16 protein-coding genes are annotated in these 19,186 nt (G+C 51.3%); 7 read left to right on the forward strand and 9 right to left on the reverse strand.

All coding sequences use genetic code 11. The features are described 5' to 3' along the window. Positions 1-108 precede the first annotated feature (108 nt). Positions 109-1,056, forward strand: coding sequence for a molybdopterin-dependent oxidoreductase (locus ACP5H1_RS04375; protein ID WP_427972162.1), 948 nt, complete (start codon positions 109-111; stop codon positions 1,054-1,056). A gap of 230 nt (positions 1,057-1,286) precedes the next feature. Here ACP5H1_RS04375 and ACP5H1_RS04380 read toward each other — a convergent pair whose 3' ends face one another. After that, positions 1,287-1,718 carry a class I SAM-dependent methyltransferase gene (locus tag ACP5H1_RS04380; protein ID WP_427972165.1) on the reverse strand — a complete coding sequence of 144 codons (432 nt, stop codon included), beginning with the start codon at positions 1,716-1,718 and terminating at the stop codon, positions 1,287-1,289. A 127-nt stretch (positions 1,719-1,845) separates the two neighbouring features. Here ACP5H1_RS04380 and ACP5H1_RS04385 point away from each other — a divergent pair, with 127 nt between their 5' ends. Next, positions 1,846-2,280 (forward strand): hypothetical protein, encoded by a 435-nt coding sequence (locus ACP5H1_RS04385; RefSeq protein ID WP_427972167.1) that lies wholly within the window; start codon positions 1,846-1,848, stop codon positions 2,278-2,280. Between the two features lie 7 nt (positions 2,281-2,287). Here the strand turns inward: ACP5H1_RS04385 and ACP5H1_RS04390 are convergent, their stop codons facing one another. Then, positions 2,288-2,476 carry a hypothetical protein gene (locus ACP5H1_RS04390; RefSeq protein ID WP_427972169.1) on the reverse strand — a complete coding sequence of 63 codons (189 nt, stop codon included), beginning with the start codon at positions 2,474-2,476 and terminating at the stop codon, positions 2,288-2,290. Between the two features lie 330 nt (positions 2,477-2,806). Between ACP5H1_RS04390 and ACP5H1_RS04395 the strand changes: the two genes are divergently transcribed. The 4 genes from ACP5H1_RS04395 (at position 2,807) to ACP5H1_RS04410 (ending at position 8,160) form a co-directional block, all read left to right on the forward strand. After that, positions 2,807-4,213 carry an APC family permease gene (locus ACP5H1_RS04395; RefSeq protein WP_427972172.1) on the forward strand — a complete coding sequence of 469 codons (1,407 nt, stop codon included), beginning with the start codon at positions 2,807-2,809 and terminating at the stop codon, positions 4,211-4,213. A gap of 74 nt (positions 4,214-4,287) precedes the next feature. Further along, positions 4,288-5,421: a type 2 isopentenyl-diphosphate Delta-isomerase gene (gene fni, locus ACP5H1_RS04400; protein ID WP_427972174.1), complete on the forward strand. Its 1,134-nt coding sequence runs from the start codon at positions 4,288-4,290 to the stop codon at positions 5,419-5,421. After that, the gene (locus ACP5H1_RS04405) at positions 5,411-6,427 is read left to right on the forward strand and encodes a polyprenyl synthetase family protein (RefSeq protein ID WP_427972176.1); all 1,017 of its coding nucleotides are present in this window, start codon (positions 5,411-5,413) and stop codon (positions 6,425-6,427) included. Before fni ends, ACP5H1_RS04405 begins: the two co-directional genes overlap by 11 nt. A 2-nt stretch (positions 6,428-6,429) precedes the next feature. After that, on the forward strand, positions 6,430-8,160 hold the full coding sequence (locus tag ACP5H1_RS04410; protein WP_427972179.1) for a glutamate--tRNA ligase: 1,731 nt from the start codon (positions 6,430-6,432) through the stop codon (positions 8,158-8,160). Between the two features lie 11 nt (positions 8,161-8,171). Here ACP5H1_RS04410 and ACP5H1_RS04415 read toward each other — a convergent pair whose 3' ends face one another. The 5 genes from ACP5H1_RS04415 to ACP5H1_RS04435 all read right to left on the reverse strand — a co-directional run bounded on the left by ACP5H1_RS04415 (position 8,172) and on the right by ACP5H1_RS04435 (position 15,536). After that, on the reverse strand, positions 8,172-9,512 hold the full coding sequence (locus tag ACP5H1_RS04415; protein ID WP_427972181.1) for a hypothetical protein: 1,341 nt from the start codon (positions 9,510-9,512) through the stop codon (positions 8,172-8,174). Between the two features lie 59 nt (positions 9,513-9,571). Then, the gene (locus ACP5H1_RS04420; RefSeq protein ID WP_427972183.1) at positions 9,572-11,425 is read right to left on the reverse strand and encodes a glycoside hydrolase family 15 protein; all 1,854 of its coding nucleotides are present in this window, start codon (positions 11,423-11,425) and stop codon (positions 9,572-9,574) included. A gap of 158 nt (positions 11,426-11,583) precedes the next feature. Then, the gene (locus tag ACP5H1_RS04425; RefSeq protein WP_427972186.1) at positions 11,584-12,402 is read right to left on the reverse strand and encodes a GTP cyclohydrolase I FolE2; all 819 of its coding nucleotides are present in this window, start codon (positions 12,400-12,402) and stop codon (positions 11,584-11,586) included. Positions 12,403-12,409: 7 nt separating this feature from the next. Next, entirely contained in the window at positions 12,410-14,086 is a 1,677-nt protein-coding gene (gene pheT / locus ACP5H1_RS04430) for a phenylalanine--tRNA ligase subunit beta (RefSeq protein WP_427972189.1), read from the reverse strand. 4 nt (positions 14,087-14,090) lie between these two features. After that, positions 14,091-15,536, reverse strand: coding sequence for a phenylalanine--tRNA ligase subunit alpha (locus tag ACP5H1_RS04435; protein WP_427972191.1), 1,446 nt, complete (start codon positions 15,534-15,536; stop codon positions 14,091-14,093). Positions 15,537-15,644: 108 nt separating this feature from the next. Here ACP5H1_RS04435 and ACP5H1_RS04440 point away from each other — a divergent pair, with 108 nt between their 5' ends. Further along, positions 15,645-16,577 (forward strand): hypothetical protein, encoded by a 933-nt coding sequence (locus ACP5H1_RS04440; RefSeq protein WP_427972193.1) that lies wholly within the window; start codon positions 15,645-15,647, stop codon positions 16,575-16,577. Here ACP5H1_RS04440 and ACP5H1_RS04445 read toward each other — a convergent pair. Both ACP5H1_RS04445 and ACP5H1_RS04450 read right to left on the reverse strand, forming a co-directional pair. After that, entirely contained in the window at positions 16,570-17,262 is a 693-nt protein-coding gene (locus ACP5H1_RS04445) for a purine-nucleoside phosphorylase (RefSeq protein ID WP_427972195.1), read from the reverse strand. The genes ACP5H1_RS04440 and ACP5H1_RS04445 overlap by 8 nt on opposite strands. Beyond that, positions 17,263-19,176: an arginine--tRNA ligase gene (locus ACP5H1_RS04450; RefSeq protein WP_427972198.1), complete on the reverse strand. Its 1,914-nt coding sequence runs from the start codon at positions 19,174-19,176 to the stop codon at positions 17,263-17,265. It abuts the gene before it with no gap. Between the last annotated feature and the right edge of the window lie 10 nt (positions 19,177-19,186).

Here is a 19,186-nt window from a genome sequence, read left to right on the forward strand (position 1 = left end):
CTTAAATTCTGGGCCCCTCCGCTCCGGAAGGGAGATATGACGACCGTACCTAACATCTTAGGATGCAGGGCTTACCTTAATCGGAGGCTTGCAAAAATAGGTATGCCGGTGGCCTTTGAGTGCTCCTCAACCGACAAGCTAGCGTCACTCGATGATATTAAGGGCGAGGCTACGGCTGGGCTAAGGAGAATCATTGAACTGACGGGCTCTGTTGACTTGAACGCCGTCTACTCCGGCCATGAACTGATAGGAAGGTCCTACGATCTACACGTGTTCAAGTTGATTAGCGGGGCAAGCGAGGTGGGTCAGCTTAGAGTGGTCGTCAGGAAGTCATTTTTCATAAATCTGACCGGTGTCCTCTTCACTAACGGCCTTGCCTTAATGCCGCCCGAGGGGGAGCTGCTTAAGAGAGGCGAGGTTAAGGAAGGCGAAGTTCTAAGCCAAGTAATGACCTCTAAGGAGTGCGCGGCCACCGAGCTGCCACCTGGCCAGGTGGCCATACCTAAGTTCGTAATCTACTCAGCCGAGGGGGAAATCCCAAGGATTGAAAGGGGCTCCTGGAAGCTGGTCTTAGTGGGGCCAGACGGCAGCTCGCTAGAGCTGGGGCTCGCTGACATAATGAGCGAGGCCAGGGACCTGGGGCCTGAGGACTTCCACTGCGTCACAGGCTGGAGCGTTAAAGGCCGGAGGTACCTTGGGGTCCCACTGAAAGACCTTTTCAGGAAGCTCGGTAGCTTGGAGGACGCCAAATGGGTCTACTCATGGAGTCATTCCGGTTACACCTCTGTAATGCCGATCGATGTAGCCATTGAGAGCGCGGCGCTCGTGGTGGGCATGGATGGTAAGGCCCTGCCTGATGAGAATGGGGGTCCCGCAAGGATCTTCAGTCCGCTTCTGTACGGCTGGAAGGGGACTAAGTGGGTCTCGAAGATCGAGCTTCTGAGGGACTACGAGGATGGCTACTGGGAGGCATTGGCTTATCACGAGAGGGGGTTAGCGTCCCATAATGAGAGGTTTAAAGTAAGGAATCCGTCGTTGACCGACCTTTGTTGGTAGCTGTCCTGCCCGCGCAGAACGTTGATACTTGCATAGTCTTACTAAAGGCTGCTCCTGCAGAAGCCATCGTCTTTTACGTCTTGTAAAACTCTACCCTGAATTTAAATAGGGGCTGCCTTTACAGCTTGGCTCAGGGCTTAACTCCGATAACTAGGTAATGAGTCTCGCTAACGTTCTGAACTACATTGATTGATGCTAAGCCCACGGCCCTTAGCTCTTCAGCCACTTTCTCAGGGGACACCCTGAACCACTGAGGGGGGCCCGAAGGAGAGCGCCTCCCTTTTAAACTCGTAGACCGCAAGCCTTCCCCCACTCTTTAGCAGTCGCACAGCAGTTCCTAGCGCGGCCTGCGAAACTCCTTCATGAATGAAATCGTGCAGCACGTTAGCCATTATCACTACGTCTGCCACGTTATCAGGTAACCCAACTCCTTGGATCACGTCAGCTTCTATAACTTCAACGTTGGAGAGGCCTTCTTCCGAGGCTCTTTCAGCAACGATACGAATGGACTCCTTATCTATGTCCACTGCATAGACTTTCCCAGGGGTGACGATCTTAGCCACGGGTATTGTGAACCTCCCAGGCCCTGAGCCCAGGTCCACCACTGTCATGCCAGGCTGCAACCTAAGGGGCTCTAAAAGCGAGGCGTCCACGGGCGACATCAAATGCCTTCTAAACCAGCCATGTTTGTCCATATCGGTTTACCGAGTAAAGGGATAAGATGGATGTAAAAAGTTTAGATCCGTTTCAGCCCATGTGACATCACGTGCCAGCAACTGGGGGTCTGCAGTGAGCAACGCCGATACGGGGTCAGAGTTCCAGCGTGAATTCATAAGAAAACTTGAAATGGCCGTGCTAAGCGTGCTCTCCATAATTTCACTGCTCCTAGGCTACATGATAGGTTCAGCTGCTACAAGGGCCTTCTCGGACTCGTCCATAGCGGTTTCACTGCTCCTGTATCTCCTTTTGCTAGCGCTTTACCCCAGATACAGGTTTCCATTCCTTGCTTACATGGTAGGAGCCGACGTTGGCTCACTTGTATTCGATATGGCGGTTCTGCACGCTAAAGTAGTAATTTATCCCCTAGTGGTGCTCATTGTCAACGACCTGGGCAAGTTCTCCGTGAATATAGACTTCGTGCAGCTTTTAGCGCTCCTTGAAGTTGTAGCGTACATAGCGAGAAAGCTGCGTAAGGCCGTGAATAGGAAATCGGGAGCCTCCTAGGATCGCCTCACTCTATTGAAAGATACTTAGAAAGAAGAGGGTCAAGCACTTCATTACTTATCTTTTCAGACAATTCGGGTTCAAAATGCCTGCAGAGAGCTGCCAGACCCGCGAGCCTAATAACCTCGTTTCTTATGGAAACGTTGGCCTCAGCCAGCCTAAACGTTAATGAGGACTCAAGCGACTTCTCCCTCACGAGTAACTGACGAACTCTGTTGCAGTCATCAGGGGAAATCTCAAACGCTTCGTCCCGAGAGGCTTCAGGCTCTGCTTCTTCAGGCTTAAGTTCAAGCCATGAGAAGTAGGTCGGGGAGTGGAGCTTTAAACATGATATAAGATCGTTCCGAGAAGCGACTACCAGCCTGAGGTCGCTCAGAAGGCTTTCAAGTTGACTTCTCAGGTCCTTTATCCTCTCCCTGGTCTCGATCAGCTGTTCATAGAGTTCCCTGCAGTCAGCGAAACCTAAACACCCCAGTAAGACTTTTAACTAGCATGAGGTTATTTAAATGAGAAGGTAGCCCAATCAATGAAGACCTCGGAGAGGACAATAACGGCAAGCGGGCAGCTGAGCAGAAAGCTAAGCCTGCTCGATTTAGTGTTTTTATCCTTTGGAGGGCAGGCAGCGCTGCTTTCCTTGCTAACTTACGCCACAGGGGTGGTCTTCTACACAGGAAGTTTCGCCCCAGTAGTGATAATAATAGGAACGCTTCTGGTATTGTTAAATGCCGCGGTAGTCTATGGCCTCTCAAAGAGGTACGGCGAGGCTGGGGGCTACTATATATACGCGCTTTACAGCCTAACGCGAAGGTTGGGCCTTGAAACGGGCTGGCTCTACATGATGTACTCTGTTATCTACGGCTCTGCCTACTTCCTGGGGGCCGCCTATGTCCTAAGATACGCGCTTCACTTGGACCCCCTTTTGGCAGCCATCATAATATACATTCCAGCGGCGGCATTCCTAATCTTGGGCATAAGGCCCTCGGCAAAATATGCCGAAATAGCTTCAATAGTGGAGCTGGCCGCGCTGATCTACATAAGTTTAGTTAACCTCATGATAGCAGGCTTCAGGTTTTACAACCCGTTCTCATTAAAGTCAATACCATCGTCGTCACTTTTGGCAGCCGGTATCCTCTTCGCGATAGGCATACCCACAGGATATGGCTCCATAACTCCGCTGGGCGGGGAGGCCATAAGGAAAGAGTACATAGGTAAAGCTGCAATAATTGTGGTCATAGCGGGTGGACTCCTTGCCAGTCTGGTGATATACTCACTTCTGGACGCTTCCCTGACAACTGGCCAATTAAACTTCATATTAACGGCGAGAATACCAGTTATAGACTTTATGCGCAAGTTTTACAGGGATCTTTACATAATACCTCTCATTTTTGCTGCATTCAACGATGGTATCTTAGCGCCCTTGTCATTCATGGCTGCCACGTCAAGGACCCTTTACGCAATGGCAAAGAACAACATGCTATATAAGGGCTTGGCAGTCGTAAGGGGCGACCATCCGTTTAATGCGGTGGTAGTCACAGTAATAATTTATGGCATGGTGACTTTTCCGATACTGGCGCTCTATGAGAGGCCCTTTGCGTTGTTCCTAGTTTATGGCAGCCTGGCCGGTCTCGCTAACTTATTCGTACACCTTTCCGCCAACTTCTCATATATTCTTGAAGGCTTCAGAGGGCTGCGCAGAGCCATGACGTTTGACTCACTTAGGTCATTTAATTGGATAGCCCGGAAGCTGGTAGACGTCTTAATAGGATTTGGTGCAACCATTATAAGTTTGTGGGCTATGTCGTTGAGCTTCATGTCAAAGAACCTTCAGCTGGAGGTTGACATATTTATAGCGTGGATAATAATAGGGTTCATATATGCTGAAGTTCTGGACGAGCTTAAGAGCATAAGAGGTTCTGAGCAGCCACAGGGCTAGTAGGCCGGGCAAGCGTGGAACCTAGGCCCTTATTTAAGTCCCTCCTTTACAAGACTGCACGAGTGAGCCGCTGAATGACGTTTACGAGCGCTCGTAAACTTGAGCACATAGACATTGTAAGGAAAGGCAGCGTGGAGCCTCAGGAGACCACGCTGCTAGAGTACGTAAGGATGGTTCACAGGTCGCTCCCTGAGGCCAACCTGGAGGACGTAGATCTCTCGGTTAAGTTTTGCGGCCACGAGCTAGGCGCGCCTTTAATAATAACCGGCATGACGGGGGGTCACCCTGACGCAGAGCCTATAAATGCTGCCATAGCCGAGGTGGCTGAGAAGTTTGGAATAGCCATGGGAGTTGGAAGCCAAAGGGCGGCGATAGAGGACCCTTCAGTGGTTCACACCTTCTCCGTGGTGCGGGAGAGGGCTCCGCATGCCTTCATAGTCGCTAACCTTGGCGGAGCGCAGCTGGCCAAAGGATATGGAGTGAAGGAGGCCTTAAAGGCTGTGGAGATTATAGGGGCCGACGCCATAGCGATACATCTCAATGTTGGACAGGAGTTGTTCCAGGACGAGGGCGACACCAAGTTTAGCGGCGTGCTGGAGAAGGTGGCGGAGCTCGTAGAGGAGATGCCTGTTCCCGTGATAGTTAAGGAGGTGGGCACAGGCCTCAGCGCTGAAGATATTAGTGTGCTGCGCTCAGTTGGCGTTAAGTGCTTTGACGTGGCGGGGCTAGGGGGCACCAACTGGATCAAGATAGAGGCCCTCAGGTCTAAAGCTAAGCATGGGGCGCCGCTCAGGGACCCAGCTAGCATGGCAGACCTGTGGGGTAACCCCACGGCCATTGCAATAGTGGAGGCTAGGGCTGCGGCCCCAGACGCGTATATAATTGGAAGCGGGGGGCTCAGGGACGGCCATGATGTGGCTAAGGCTATAGCTCTAGGCGCCGACATAGGCGGCTTCGCAGCCCCCGCCCTCAGGGCGCTCTCGGCAGGCCGCGAAGGACTAGAGAGGTACGTTTCACAGATACTTTATCAGTTGAAGGCAGCGATGTTAATGAGCGGCAGTAAGAGGCCCCAGGACCTCTGGCTTGCCAGCATTACCATATGGGGTCGGCTCAGGGATGAGTTGGAATCAAGAGGCATAAACATTGGTAGTTACTTAAATAGCAGAGCTATGACACTTCTTTGGAGGAGACGGAACAATGACATTTGATGATATGAACGAGCTCGTGGAGAAGTACGTACCATTAGTGAACTCGGACATATATGACGTAGTAAAGGGCGCCCCCGAGGAGCTTTACAAGGCATCGCTTCACTTAATAAAGGCAGGCGGAAAGAGGCTACGGCCACTGGTAGTTCTTGCCGCGGCCAGAGCTCTAGGCGGCGTTGATGCTGAGGCGCGCGCAATTCCTCTCGCCTCGGCCGTGGAGATTTTCCACAACTTCACCTTGGTGCATGACGACATTATGGACAACGATGACTTCAGGAGAGGGGTGCCCACAGTCCACAAGGTTTATGGAGTTCCGCTGGCAATTACCGCCGGTGACCTCATGTTTTCACTATCCTTCGCGTCAATTCTGAGGAGCCTCGAGAAGGGCCTTGACGAGGAGTACGTAATTAAGGCAGTGCAGGCCCTAACAGAGGCTTCCCGCAAAGTGGCTGAAGGCCAAGGTTATGATATGCTCTTCGAGAGGAGCTGGGACGTGGACGCAGAGGACTATCTAAGGATGATATATCTTAAGACAGGGGCGCTAGTGGAGGCGTCAGCAAAGTTAGGCGCAATAGCCGCGAAGGCCAAGGATGAGGTAATAGAGACCATGGGGGAGTATGGGAGGCTCGTAGGCCTAGCATTCCAGATAAGGGATGACATACTTGGAGTGTTTGGGGACCCCTCCAAGACCGGCAAGCCCGTCTACAGCGATCTCCGGCGGGGTAAGAAAACCATATTGGTCCTGAAGGCGGCCTCAAGTAATGAAAGGGTCAAGGAGCTCCTAATTGATGTCTTTAACGGAAATAGCTCGGAGGAGAAGCTTAAGGAGGCAGCTGAGGCTATAAAGAGCGCGGGAGCCCTCGATTACGTACAGAGCCTCGCCAACAGCTACTCTCGGCTTGCTGTGGAAAAGCTCGACATGCTGAAGGCCTCGGGGCTCATAGTGGACGAAAAGGCCTATAGAGCCTTAAAGGATCTTGCAGTATTTAGTGCCCAGAGGGAGAAGTAAACATGAGCTTAGACGAGCTGAGGTCTCTAGTCTACAGGGTTACGTTACGCAATGCGGTGCAGCATGGAGGCAAAGCAATGGTAAACAGCGTAATGTCGGCGCTCATAGCTGAGCACCCAGAGCTCAGGCAGAGGGCCAGGGAGCTGGCGCCCATAGTAAAGGAGATGGTAGATAAGGTTAACTCCATGAGTGCAGAGGAGCAGCGCGACACGCTGGCAAGGGAGTTCGGCGAAGCCGTGGAGGAGGGTCAGAAAAAGCAGAAGCCCGAGCAGAAGGTTCTACCCCCGCTCCCTAACGCTCAGGAGGGTAAAGTGGTCACCAGGTTTGCCCCTAACCCTGACTTCGTAATTCACATAGGTAATGCTAGGCCCGCAATATTGAGCTACGAGTACGCGAGGATGTACAGGGGTAAGATGGTGCTAAGGTTTGAGGATACGGACCCTAGGACCAAAACGCCTATGAAGGAGGCCTATGATATGATTAAGGAGGACCTCAGGTGGCTTGGAGTTAAGTGGGACGAGGAGTACATACAGAGCCTTCGCATGGAGATATTCTATTCAACTATGAAGGAGGCCCTCTCAAAGGGCTGCGCCTACGTGGACCTGGGAGGAGAGCAGAGCAAGAAGCTGATATCCGAGGGCATGCCGCCAGAGTACAGGGACAAGCCACCTGAGTGGCAGCTAGAGGAGTTTGACAAGATGCTCTCAGGGCACTACAAGGAGGGAGAGGCGGTAGTAAGATTTAAGACGAACGTCAACGACCCAAACCCCAGCCTCAGGGATTGGGTGGCCTTTAGGATCATCGATACTGACGCCCATCCTCACCCGCTGACTGGAGACAAGTATATAGTGTGGCCCACCTATAACTTTGCAGTAAGCGTTGATGATCACTTAATGGGTATCACGCACGTGCTCAGGGGTAAGGAGCATCAGCTTAATACACTAAAACAAGGTTACGTCTACAGATGCTTTAAGTGGCCTGAGCCCACCTACATACACTTTGGAAGGTTAAAACTCGAAGGCTTTATAATGAGCAAGAGCTACATAAAGAAGATCATGAGTGATAGACCTGGCGAGTTCATGGGTCTTGACGATCCAAGGTTTGGCACGATAGCTGGGCTTCGTAGGCGCGGCATATTGCCCGAGTCTATAAGGGATGTAATCCTTGACGTCGGTGTAAGGCCAGGCGATGCCAAGCTTAGCTGGGCAAACTTAGCTGCGGTTAACAGGAAGAGGCTTGACCCTATAGCTGACAGGCTTATGTTTGTGGAGCTCACAGGCGGCCGCGGCATCAGGATGAAGTTAAGTCAGCCCGGCTGTCACGTGGCAAAGATACCTTTACATCCCAATAGGCCGCAGGCAGTTCGCGAGATAAAGGTATGCGATGGGGACTACATCTATATTCCAAGCGATGACGCTAAGGTTCCCATGGTAAGGCTAGTCGGCCTAGGAAACTATGCAGTGAACGCCAACGATGGTTTACTTGTGTTTAAGAATGACAGCGTTGAAGAGGCCAGGAGAGGAGGCTACCCGATAATTCAGTGGGTACCTGAGGCGAGCTCCGTCCGGCTGACGGTGCTGGAGCCTGACGGCCTGAACTTAATAAAACATGATGGCCTGGCTGAAGGTTACATAAGTAACTACGGCAAGGGATCCAGGCTGCAGTTCATACGTTACGGCTTCGTCATAATAGACTCCGTCAACCCCCTAGTAGCTATATTGACCCATACGTAGCGTGACAGGCCTTATTGTTGTGAAGAGAACTCCTTAACATATTTCGCCAGTTCGTCGAAGTCCTCCTTGTACCTTATTATAGCGTTCAGGGGCACATAATGATATCCGGTGCGTGCGACGATTTCATAAACGGACTCATAACTAGCCCTCTCAATAAGCCAAAAGAAAAGCGATGAGAGGCCGTCCAGGAGGTTGCTAAGCCCCTTGCTCTCGGCGTTCCTCACGTATGATTCCAGGAGGCTTTTAAAGGCCTCCTTCTCCCATCTAAGAAGCTCCTCTGGAGGCCACGACGAGACCTGAAGAAGGGAGGCGCCGGTCCTCAGCTGCTCGCCCATCATTGCGGCATAGTCAATGCTTCTCGCCAGCGCAGCTAAGTCCCTTGCTATAGGTTCCTTTTCGAGCTTACTTGCAGGCATCTTGTACGGCTCCCCCTCAAAGTCCGTTATGTATATGTCTCCCTTCTGAGACTCTACTATTTGGTAGAGGTGAAGGTCACCGTGAATCCTCAGCTTGGTTCTTCCAAGGAGCTTCTCTGCAAGTGGCTCCAGGAAGCTTACTAGCTCCTCTAAGGAGTCGGCGGCCTCATAAACCAGAGGCCTGTCGCTGTATGGAAGCATGTGGGAGCCCTTATCTCTCAGCCATGAAGACCTCCAGCTGATCCTTTCAAGCCACCTCTTGATGTCAGCGTCCGTTATGGGCTCTGGCCTGCACCAGCTTTCGCTGCATGTCATCATGACGTTATGAAGCTCCGAGATAGCCAACCCTATCTTAGGCCCTATGGAATTCACGTTAGCAGTAGACCTGTTAGAGGCGTCATTGACATAGGCCGTAGCCGCTGGAAATCCGTCAACAAAGTTCGTGATAATAATGTAGGGCGAACTCTTATAAGTTAAGTTGCATATGAATTTGGGGACCCGCTTATAGTTTACAAACGTTAAGTACCTGAGTACCAGGTGTTCTATGTTGTCGTTTTCAAGGCGCCTTAAGGCCTTTATCAGTAACCTTTCACCGCCTTCATCTACGGCCTCGTAGCTTATGGACCTGAGCCCCGAACTTACTATTTTTAGCTCCCTTATCTTCCTGGGCCCACTGCAGCTTGATTGGAATGCAGCGGTAGAAGAGCTCAATATAGAGTTAAGCCACGTGGCGGAGGAGTCCAGTTCCAGGACTGATCCATCGGGCAGTATGGAAATGGGGGCAAAGGCCTTCTCACCACACCCCTCCACTATGAGGGTAAGGCCTCCATCTATAGGCTCGCAGTAGTAGGCTACGCTGTCGCAGCTAAGCGCCCAGGGCCTTGATGTATACCATTTAAGTATCGATGAACTGCACTCCGTAGCTAAGTTAGACACCTATCTCTATTAAAAGGCAGCGCGCTTATTTAAGCAAGATAAGCGCTTGTGTATGGCGATTAGCCCGGCGGCAGCAGGCTTTTGCTGCCTAACATGAAGTAAGTCTTTATGTATTCAGCATGGCTCCACGCCAACGGCATTACTGAGAGCGGCGCCGAATCGAAGGGGCTGACCTGCTCTGGCAGCATCCCAGTGGGGGAGGCTACTCCCTCAACCCACGTCATTAATTGCTTTGCAGAGTCGAAGTCGCTCTGCAATATATAGCTCTGCGCCAGCCACATGGTAGTTATTATCCATGGGTTGCCAGGTATGCCCGCGTAGTCACCAGCGATTCTTTGGTAGTAGTCGTTTTCATACCTTGCAAGGCCTCCTACCCTGCTAACCCACAATTTATCTCTCACAACCTTTACGGTGCTCTCAAACATGGGATCTGAAGGATCCACGAGGCCAAGGAGGCCAGCTGCCAGGATTGAGGAATCTACGGTCTTATCAACGTCGACAACCCTGTCCTTATCTATCACTATCATCCTGTAGAAGTGGCCTCCGTCCCTGTTAAACATGTGTTCCCTGAAGCCGTTTTGGATGGCCTTAGCTAGGTGTCTCCACTTGTCCTCCTTGCTCCATACTCCAAGCCTCCTCGCGATGTCTGCAGCGCTCTTCATGGCAGCATAGACAGCGGCGACCGTATACGCGTGAACTCCAAGTCTCTCCTCCCAGAGGTCGTAGCTCATCAAAGGCAGGGACAACTTCTCATTAATGAAACTTGCCATGAACTCTGTGGCCTTTTCCAAATTCTCATAGACTTCCCGTAGCAGGAAGTAATCATTAGAGGTCACTATATGGTACCAGAAACCGTAGACTGCCAGGGCGGTCTCGTCCTCCTGTATGTTCTTACTAATTTCAGTCTCAGAGGTCCATGGATGCCATGTACTTCCAAAAGTGCCGTCAGCGTTATACTTCTGGTAAAGGTAGCCTTCAGGAATCATCAGCTCTGTAAATAGTTTCTCGTAGAACCTCCTGGTGAAGGACCAGTAGCCCATAGAGTCAAGGGCTATGGCTACATGAACTGCATCCCTTGGCCATGTATATGCATATGTGTCAAGGTTGAACTTGAGGATGCTGGTGTCCAGCGAGGCAGGTACTTCGCCATTATTACCCATGTGGCCGATGAGTACGGCGACGCCCTGCTTCAAGAGTTTTACATCCTTGACAGGCTCTGTAAGAACGTTCCAGTACCTGCTGTCGCGCTCAAAGTGCTCACCAGGACTTGCCCTCATGTCCTTTAAAGATTCCACAAGGTCGTTATAGCTTCTTCCAGCAACTATGTAAAGGTAGAACTCCTTGGCAGCTATTGAGACAGCGCTGTCAACGGAGCCCTGAGCTATCGGGTTTTTGTTCAGAACACCGTCCTGGCAGTCTCCAAGCACAGCTCCTTGGTCTCTCCTTCCTGTGGTATACTCATAGAGTTTATGTGATGAGGTAACCGCGAACCAGGTACTTCCCTTGTAGTGGATCATGGCATCGAGTCGAGGGTCGTAGAGCGCCGTGTCACCAAGTTCACTGTTGTTGAGTCTGAAGTCGTTGTACTGTATGAACCTAAAGAGGCCCTCACCCTTTACGCTAACCTTAGTTATTATTGCTGGCCTTGTTTGAGAGGCCAACGAAGTAAGCTCCACTGTAGCGTCGCTCAATCTAAAAATAGCCCTGGCTATCAGGTTGTCCATTTCAATAGACTTGTCCACGTTTTCGAGCCATAGCATCTGGCCGTCCTTCCATAGACCTATCTTAAAGGCGCCGTTTACTGAGTGGTTATGGTGCTGGTCAAGCATGGGATAATAAATGCTCCTTATGTAGAAGTTGCCGTCATAGAGTGCCGCGATAGTTCCATTGCTGACCATCGCAAGCCTTGCCACCCGTGTTCACCACTAATAGGGAACGGTACCCACTTGATATTTACTATTTACTTTAGACTCTTTTTAAACTATTAATTTAAAAGCGTGCATATGTAGAGGTGTGAAGCTGATTATCCTATGCCGCGCAACATCAATAATGAGGGTTCCTTAGCGTAACTTTAAACGCCGCAGCCCATCTTAGGCAGCTCTTCCACTTTTCCCTCTGCAACAGCGAAAACGTTATGCGGATGTATGCTCTCCAGGCTATAGATCTCTGCTCTAAGCACAGTATTCCCGGGAAGGCTTTCGTCGACTAGGCATCTGAGCCTCCTCACGGCTTCCCTGACGGCGTCCTCAGCGAACCTTGGGTTTCTGTGGGCTCCAAAGACAAGCTTTGCCTCCTGAGACCTCTTAAGTAACGTAAAGGCCGGCGCCGAGAGGGAGGCCCAGAGGGCCGATGCGATATCATCAACGCTAATTATGTGAAGCTTGTGGGATATTATGGAGCCTTTAAGCATCACTTTTTGGCTATGGCTAGGCGCCGTGGAGCTATAGTTAAACATGTCAGCTATAGTTCTCTGTGCGCTGGGGCATACAGTGAAACCTTTTACAGAGACGCTGGTCAGGAAGGTCTTTTCATATCTTCCTCCTGCCACGGCAACTTTAACTCTAACCGGCTCCAGGGACTCTATATCCTCAAAGACTGCCCTCGCCCAATACGTTGTATATAGCTCAACGCCGGCGCTATCGCTGTAGCTGTGAAGATTCAGAAGCTGATCATGAATGCTCTCTGCAAGTCCTTCAAGGCTCCACGACTCCTGGGGGAAGGAGTCCAGTATTTGCATGGCGTCGACGTTGCGAGACAGGTGGGCCCCCTTCCTGTTAGATGAGATGTCCACATATACGTTGATCTTCGCGTCAAAGGCGAACATCCCCTGGGGCGACTTTATTAGGATCCTCTTCAGGACGCCTCTGAAGCCTATCCTCTTAACTGGCACGGGGTAGTCAGGGCTCCTGTCCTGCAGCTCCAGCCCTTATCACCTTTAGGAGCTCTGTTAACGAGAGTTCAAAAACGGCCACCGGGTACGTGACGTTGAGCTTATCCAGTACAACAGGGCTTATCTCGCCAATAACTCCAATCTCGTGGCCGTTAGCTAGGAGCGAGGCGGACCTGCCTGCGAGAAGCCAACTAGCTGTGAGAGGTTTGGCGCTGGGCTTGAGGCCAAAGGATCTTATAAATGCGTAAGCAACGGCTTGAACGTCCTCATAGCTTACTGTGTCGTCCATGGTAGCGGCAGCCAGCTTCAAGTCTTCTACTACTTCAGAGCCGATCTTTTTAACGGTCTTGCCTATCTCGAAGATATTAACAGGCTTGGTCTTGCTGACGTTGAAGAACATGAGCTGAAGTAGCTGGGGTATGAGGGAGGGCCTTAAGACATCTAGCTCCTCCTGTACAGGATTTTTGAGCTCTACAGCGTCACTGATCATATCAAAGAGCCTCAGTAAGGAGGAGCTGGTCAATATATAGCTCATAACTTCAGTGAAGCCAAGCCCTGTCATTATGTCGCGTGCCGCCCTTGAGAGCAGGGTGTGGTCTAACAGCGATCCTCTCGCGTTGTTCATGTACTTGCTCGGTGAAAGCTTGGGGGAGTCATAGCCTAACGCCATGGCGACGTCTTCTACGAGATCTATCTCAGATATTATATCATAACGGAATGGGGGAGCCATAACTTTTACATGGTCGTTCTCAGGCGAGGCTATGTGCCTCATCTTAAGCAGCGAGAGTACAACCTCATCAACTGTTAGGTCCGTCCCTAGGACCCTGTTTACGTAATTTATATCAAGGCTCAGCTCCCTGCTCTTAAGTACTGGCGCATTTAAAGGCTCTCCTGTCCTTGGAACTATCCTGACGAGACCTATGTAAGTTCCTCTCCTTTCGGCTAAGTTAAGCGTTATGATGTCCAGCACCTTAAGTACGGAAGCAAGGTCTGTTCCGGTGACGTCGATTAGAAGGTCCCTGGTGCCGACCTCAACCCTGGTGAGCTCAGAATTTATCACTGGAGGCAGCGAGAGCACGGCCCCACTATCATCTGTAAATGCCGGGTGGAGACCCTCAGCCAAACTTATATTACCATATTTTACCCCCTGCTCTGTGCTCCTCAGAACCTCAGCTATCGGCATGGGTTCGCTTCTACCAAGGGGTACCATGCTGCTCTTGAGCGGTAACATGCCGTACCTGAGCCTCTTGGACTTAACCTTCGACAGGTCGTGGAACCCTATTGCTACCTTCCTTCTCCTCCTTCCTACAGTATCATGGAGCTTCTCCTGGAACTGAACGAGCTCCTCAAGGAAGGACTCCGAGTCAACGTTTACATTATATACCACGGCAGCAGCTATGTAAGGCCTCGTCCCCGGCATCTCGTTGACGAGCTCCAGGCCGCTGTCCCTGAGCCTCCCATCTAAGGGAGTCCAGCCAAGTTCTATGGACTCTATGCCTCTGACGGCCCTTGCTATGCCTTCAGAGATAAACATGTCTGGCCTGTCCGGGTTTATCTCAACTGAGAGATAGTTGTCGTTAAGCTCAGTCTCGCACTTTAATCTGAAAAGCGCCTCCTCAACTATGTCCAGGTCTATACCTGTAGTCTCCACCAGCCTCTCAGGCCTAAACCTGAGCGTTACCATGGCCTCACACCTTGACTTTAAATGACCTCAGAAAGTCGTAGTCTTTAGAGTAGAGGTCTCTAACGTCATGAAGCCCAAAGCGTGCCAGGGCCAGTCTCTCAACGCCCATGCCCCAGGCGCCCACCTGGTAATCAACGCCAGCAATTCTTAGAACCTCTGGCCTGAAGAGACCCGCGCCGAAGACCTCAACCATGCTACTTCCTATTCTTGCATAACCCTCCACGCTGGGCTCCGTGAACGGGAAGTAGGCAGGCTTAAACTTAAGCTCCAGGCCAAGCCTTTTGCCGAACTCGCTTAGGAAACCAAGTAAGTCCCTAAACGTGAAGTCTTCCCAGCCCATAATTCCATCTAGCTGATGAAAGTCTGATAGGTGGGTGGCGTCCACCGGATCCGCCCTGAAGACTTTATCTATCGTGAAGAACCTGATGGGAGGCCTGGGCCTGGAGGCGAGAACCCTTATGGTTACCGCGGTGGTCTGGCTTCTCAGAATTCTCCTTGAGGCTACGCCTTCATCCCACTGATATCCCCAGCCATGTTCATGTTCATACCTAACCCTGGCAACTATGTCAGCATAGTCGCTTAGGTCAGCTGGTGGTAGGTCGGGCCAGAACGTGTCGTGCATCTCCCTGGCTGGGTGGTCCTGGGGCTGAAAGAGCGCATCGAAGTTGAATAGCTCCAACTCAACGAGGGGGCCACTCACTTCGACGAAACCCATCTCCTTCATGAGATCTTTAAGCTCCTCTATGAACTCAGCAAAGAAGTGCTTTCTTGCAGGCATCCTTAATGGCGGTTCTGCGCTAACATCGTAGGGCCTTAATGTGTATTCTCTCCATTTGCCTGTGGCTATAAGTTCATGGGATAACTTTGCTATGCTTGGCTTAGCGGACGCCAGCGAGAGCCCTTGAGGTAACAGCCTTATACTTATCAGGCTTTTTTGCTCAACTTTTACAAGCCCTCTGCCCTTCAGGACGTCAACTATTTTCTCGCTTACGAGCCCTCCCTCCTTTATGCTCCTAAGGCCTCCCTTCAGGTTGATTACGCTGGCCTTGAAACCCTCATGGTCTATGAGAGTTATCACACCATTAACTATCTTTATATAGCCGGCCTTCATGGCCACTCCGACAGCTATATTGAAGTCGTTCCCAAGGGAGCTTCTGGCTAAATCAACTGTTACAGAGCCATTGTTGGCCTCCAACAGCTTGAGAAGCCTCTCTTCAGGTAGTCCGTTCCTTAGGACCTCCTCGCCCCTCTCCGTCAAAAGTATCTTGGTGGCCGTTCTCCTATCAACCTTGACAAGACCCTTAGCCTCGAGAAGGCTTGCTAAACTCGCGGCGCTGCTAGCAGGCATACCTATAAGCTCCTCCGATTTCTCAAGGTCTAGCGGCTCACCAAGACTTGCGAGCTTTTTGAGAAGCTCAAGCTCGCTAGGGCTCAGTTGCTCAGCAGCCATGGTTAGCCTCCTGTGATTGACTTAAGGTTTAACAATTAAATGTTTGTCTCGGAGAGCGGGAGGCCCGGGTAAACTTAATATCCTCCGTCAGGTTGACTTCATATCTCGATGATTACTGTGGGGGCTACCAGAGCCATTCTAAGGCTTATAAAGCAGAGAATAGGCGAACCTGCGCTAAGGAAGGTTGAGCCTCCAAAGGGTTTCCTGTTCGTAACGTCACAGGAAAGCATGGACGTAGTCATGTATCCTGCGTCCTTGGACCATCTTTTAGTGCAGCCTGAGGGCTACTCTGACGTCTTTAAGTATACGTCAGAGCTCAAGATAGCCCAGGAGCCGTGGCAGTCATTTTGCCAGTGGCACAACGGCCCCCTAGATGAAGCTGATGACCCCCTTAAGAGGTTATATTGCCCTGTTGCGGCCGAGGGCTTCTGTTCAAAGCACAGGAGATCGGAAAGGGCGATTTACACCTTATGCCTTGATTCAAGGTCTGAGAAGGCGCTTGAAGCCTGTAAGTATATAGATAGCGTGGTAAAGGGTGAGTACGTAGTTTATATGCTGGACTATGGAGGCGATAAACCTAAGGTAGGTGCGACGAGGAAATTCAGGCTATTAGAGAGGATAGCAGAGCAGCCTCACGTAGTAGCTACGGTGATCATGGAAGTTGATAGCCTCTTAGCCGCAAGGAAGGCTGAGATGAATATATCGAGCAGTGGCATAGCTGTCGAGAGCTGGCGCCATAAGTTGCTCAGTGCCCAGGACTACTACTTTGCATCGCTGAGGCTCAGCGAGGCAGCATCGAAAGCCTCCAAGCTTCTGGGAGTTCAGTGGGACAACAAGTTATTTTCCATAGTCTCGCAGGACTTCATATCCATGAGGCCGAGGGTTGTTGATGCTGGGGCGCTCGTAGGCAAATCGTTAATTCCATGGGCCTCTTGGGGAGGGTTCATAATGTTTAAGGACAGCGGGGGCTCCCTTGCGGCTGTTAAGTCATCACAGCTGATGCACAAGAACTCTTTGGTAGTGGACCTAGGCTTTACCTGATGAGAACCTCTAGGGATGCAGTAGCGGCGCTCGTGAGGCCCTTGTCCACCAGCGTCTGGTCGCTCTGCAGGGAGCCAGCTGAGTTGCTTATCACGAGGGCGCAGGCGGCGCTGACGCCTCTTATTCGTGACAGGGCCGTTACTGTGGCGCACTCCATTTCGACGGCCTTAAATCCAAGGGACTTAAGCAATCCTAGCACGTTGGACTCCGCGTAAAAGGAGTCGCTGGAGAACACGGGCCCCTTGGCAACCTTTACGCCTAACTTAGATAGCTCCTGCAGTAGCCTGTAGGTGAGCTCTGGGTCAGGAGATGACGGCGGGCATATAGGTCCAAAGTAAAGTCCTAGGCCGGCGCCGCCATATGTTGAGGACGCCGCGTCAGCGACAAGCACGTCTCCAGGCCTTAGCTCTGGGGAGATGGCGCCTGCGGTTCCCACCCTTATAATTTTCTTAGCCCCTATACTTATTAGTTCCTCAACCACAATGGCAGCGCTGGGGCCTCCCATTCCATGAGCTGCTATAGCAACCTCCTTGTCCTTGTAGAAGCCCACGTAAGTCCTGAGCCCTCTGTTGTCATTTATAAGGCGTGGCCTTTCAAGTAGTGACGTGAACCTGTCGGCTCTCAGCGGGTCCCCTGTTATCAGAACTCCCTCAGGAACCCTTTCAGCCCTTATGTGGTAGGGCATTCACATCCTCCTCAGCGTTGGTATGCCCAGCACGCTCATACCAATGCCTAGGGACTGTCTGACGATGTCCACTATTAAGGCCTTTAGTTCCCTTGCCCCAACATCGGGCTCCCTGATCACGGAGTCCTGTTCATACCATGCATTGAAGTTATCCGCTAGGTCAGCCAGATGTGATACCAGATCCTCTGGGGCAAGATCATCGGCTGCCTTAGCTATCACTAGCGGGGTCTTCAATGCCTTTACAAGGAGCCTCCTCCTAGGCTCCGTGCACTTGTCTGGGTCCACGGAGTTAAGATCAACCTTCCCGTGTTTTTCAAGTATATTGACGGCCCTCACGTACGTATATTGAAGGTACGGACCACTGCTCTCCCTAAGGTTCATAGCCCTGTCAACACTGAAGGTCAGGGGCTTTGAAGCGCTCATGTGAACCATGAAGTATCTGATGGCTCCGACGCCTATACTCCTAGCTATGGTCATGGCTTCCTCTTTTGACATAGATGGGTTTCTCTCAATGACCTCCTTCAATGCCCGTGCGGAGAGCTCCGTGAGAAGGGAATCCAGCGTGACATACTCGCCTCTCCTGCCATGCATGCTGCCGGTGGTGAGCCTGACTATTTCATAGTCGTAATGAATTAGGTTTAGCGCCTCCCTCCTATGGCCGAGGCCGTAAAGCGCTACCCTTAGCTGCAGCTGTGGGAGCCTCTGGTCAGCGCCTATGACGTTAATTACCTTATCCGCGTTGGTCTGGGAGAACTTAAGTACGCTGTAGGCCAGGTCCCTTGTGGTGTAAAGCGTCGTCCCGTCGCTCCTGAGCAGAATGAGGGGCGGCAGGGAGAACCCTTTGGGAAGCTTTATAGAGCTGAGGGCCTCCTTGTCGTACTGAACCTCTTCACTTATTATCTGAGGTATATCTATTGCGTCAGCGTCCTTGTACTTAATGAAGTATCTGCTTCCCTTAGCTTCTTCAATAAGCTTGCTCACGAGCCCGCTCCAGACCAGGTCGCTCTCCCAGTCCCAGAGGTCAAAGCTTACGCCAAGAGTATCAAGGCTTTGTTTGAAGCCTTCGAGGACTGCTTGAACCATAGATCTAATCAAGGTCTTCTCAGGCTCAAGCCCCTTCTCATACCTATTATTAAGGTCAGCCACAGCTGCTTCAGGGTTCTCAAGGGAGGAGAGCGCATTGTAAAGCTTGTCAAAGAAGTTCCCTGGGTCCTGAGACTTTAGTCTAGCAAGGGTTGACGCTAGCTTTTCTGCCTCTTCACTGTTTCCAGCCTTTTTCGCGTTTAGAAGGTCTATTGTGGTGCTGGTCACAGCATAAATCCAGCCGACCAGGGAGTCGGGCTTTATTGAGAGCCTCTGCGACTCTTTTAGCACGTCTATGCCTAGCAGCTTAACTCCAAGGGCTGCTATGGACACCTGTCGGCCTACGTCATCTATGTAAAACCTCGTCACAACACTGTGCCCTCTGGACCTGAGAAGTCTTGCAAGCGAATCCCCTATACAGGCGTTCCTCGCGTGCCCTATATGAAGGGGATGTATGGGGTTAGCGCTGGTGTGCTCGACCACTATCTTGAGGGGCCTAGATATCTTAGGGACCTCTAACTCCCCGCTATTCTTAGCCCACTCCACTACTGCTTTGACAAGGTCCCCGCACCTGAAGGTTAAGTTAGTGAACCCCTTTAAGTTCTTCGCGTCGACATAGTAAATGTTATAGTCTGATGCAAGCCTACTTGCCAATATCTTAGCTACCTCATCAGGGTCCTTGGAGTACCTTATAGAGGGAAATGAGGAGTCCCCATACTCCTCCTTTATAGGTTCCATCAGGTCCCTAAAGGCAACCAGCTGGTCAACACCTAGAATGTCTGAGAGGATTTCCGAAGAGCTGACGATGGCCCGGGTCACAGGGTCTAGCAAGCTTCAGCCC

Source organism: Acidilobus sp. (assembly GCF_049973875.1).
GTDB lineage: Archaea > Thermoproteota > Thermoprotei_A > Sulfolobales > Acidilobaceae > Acidilobus.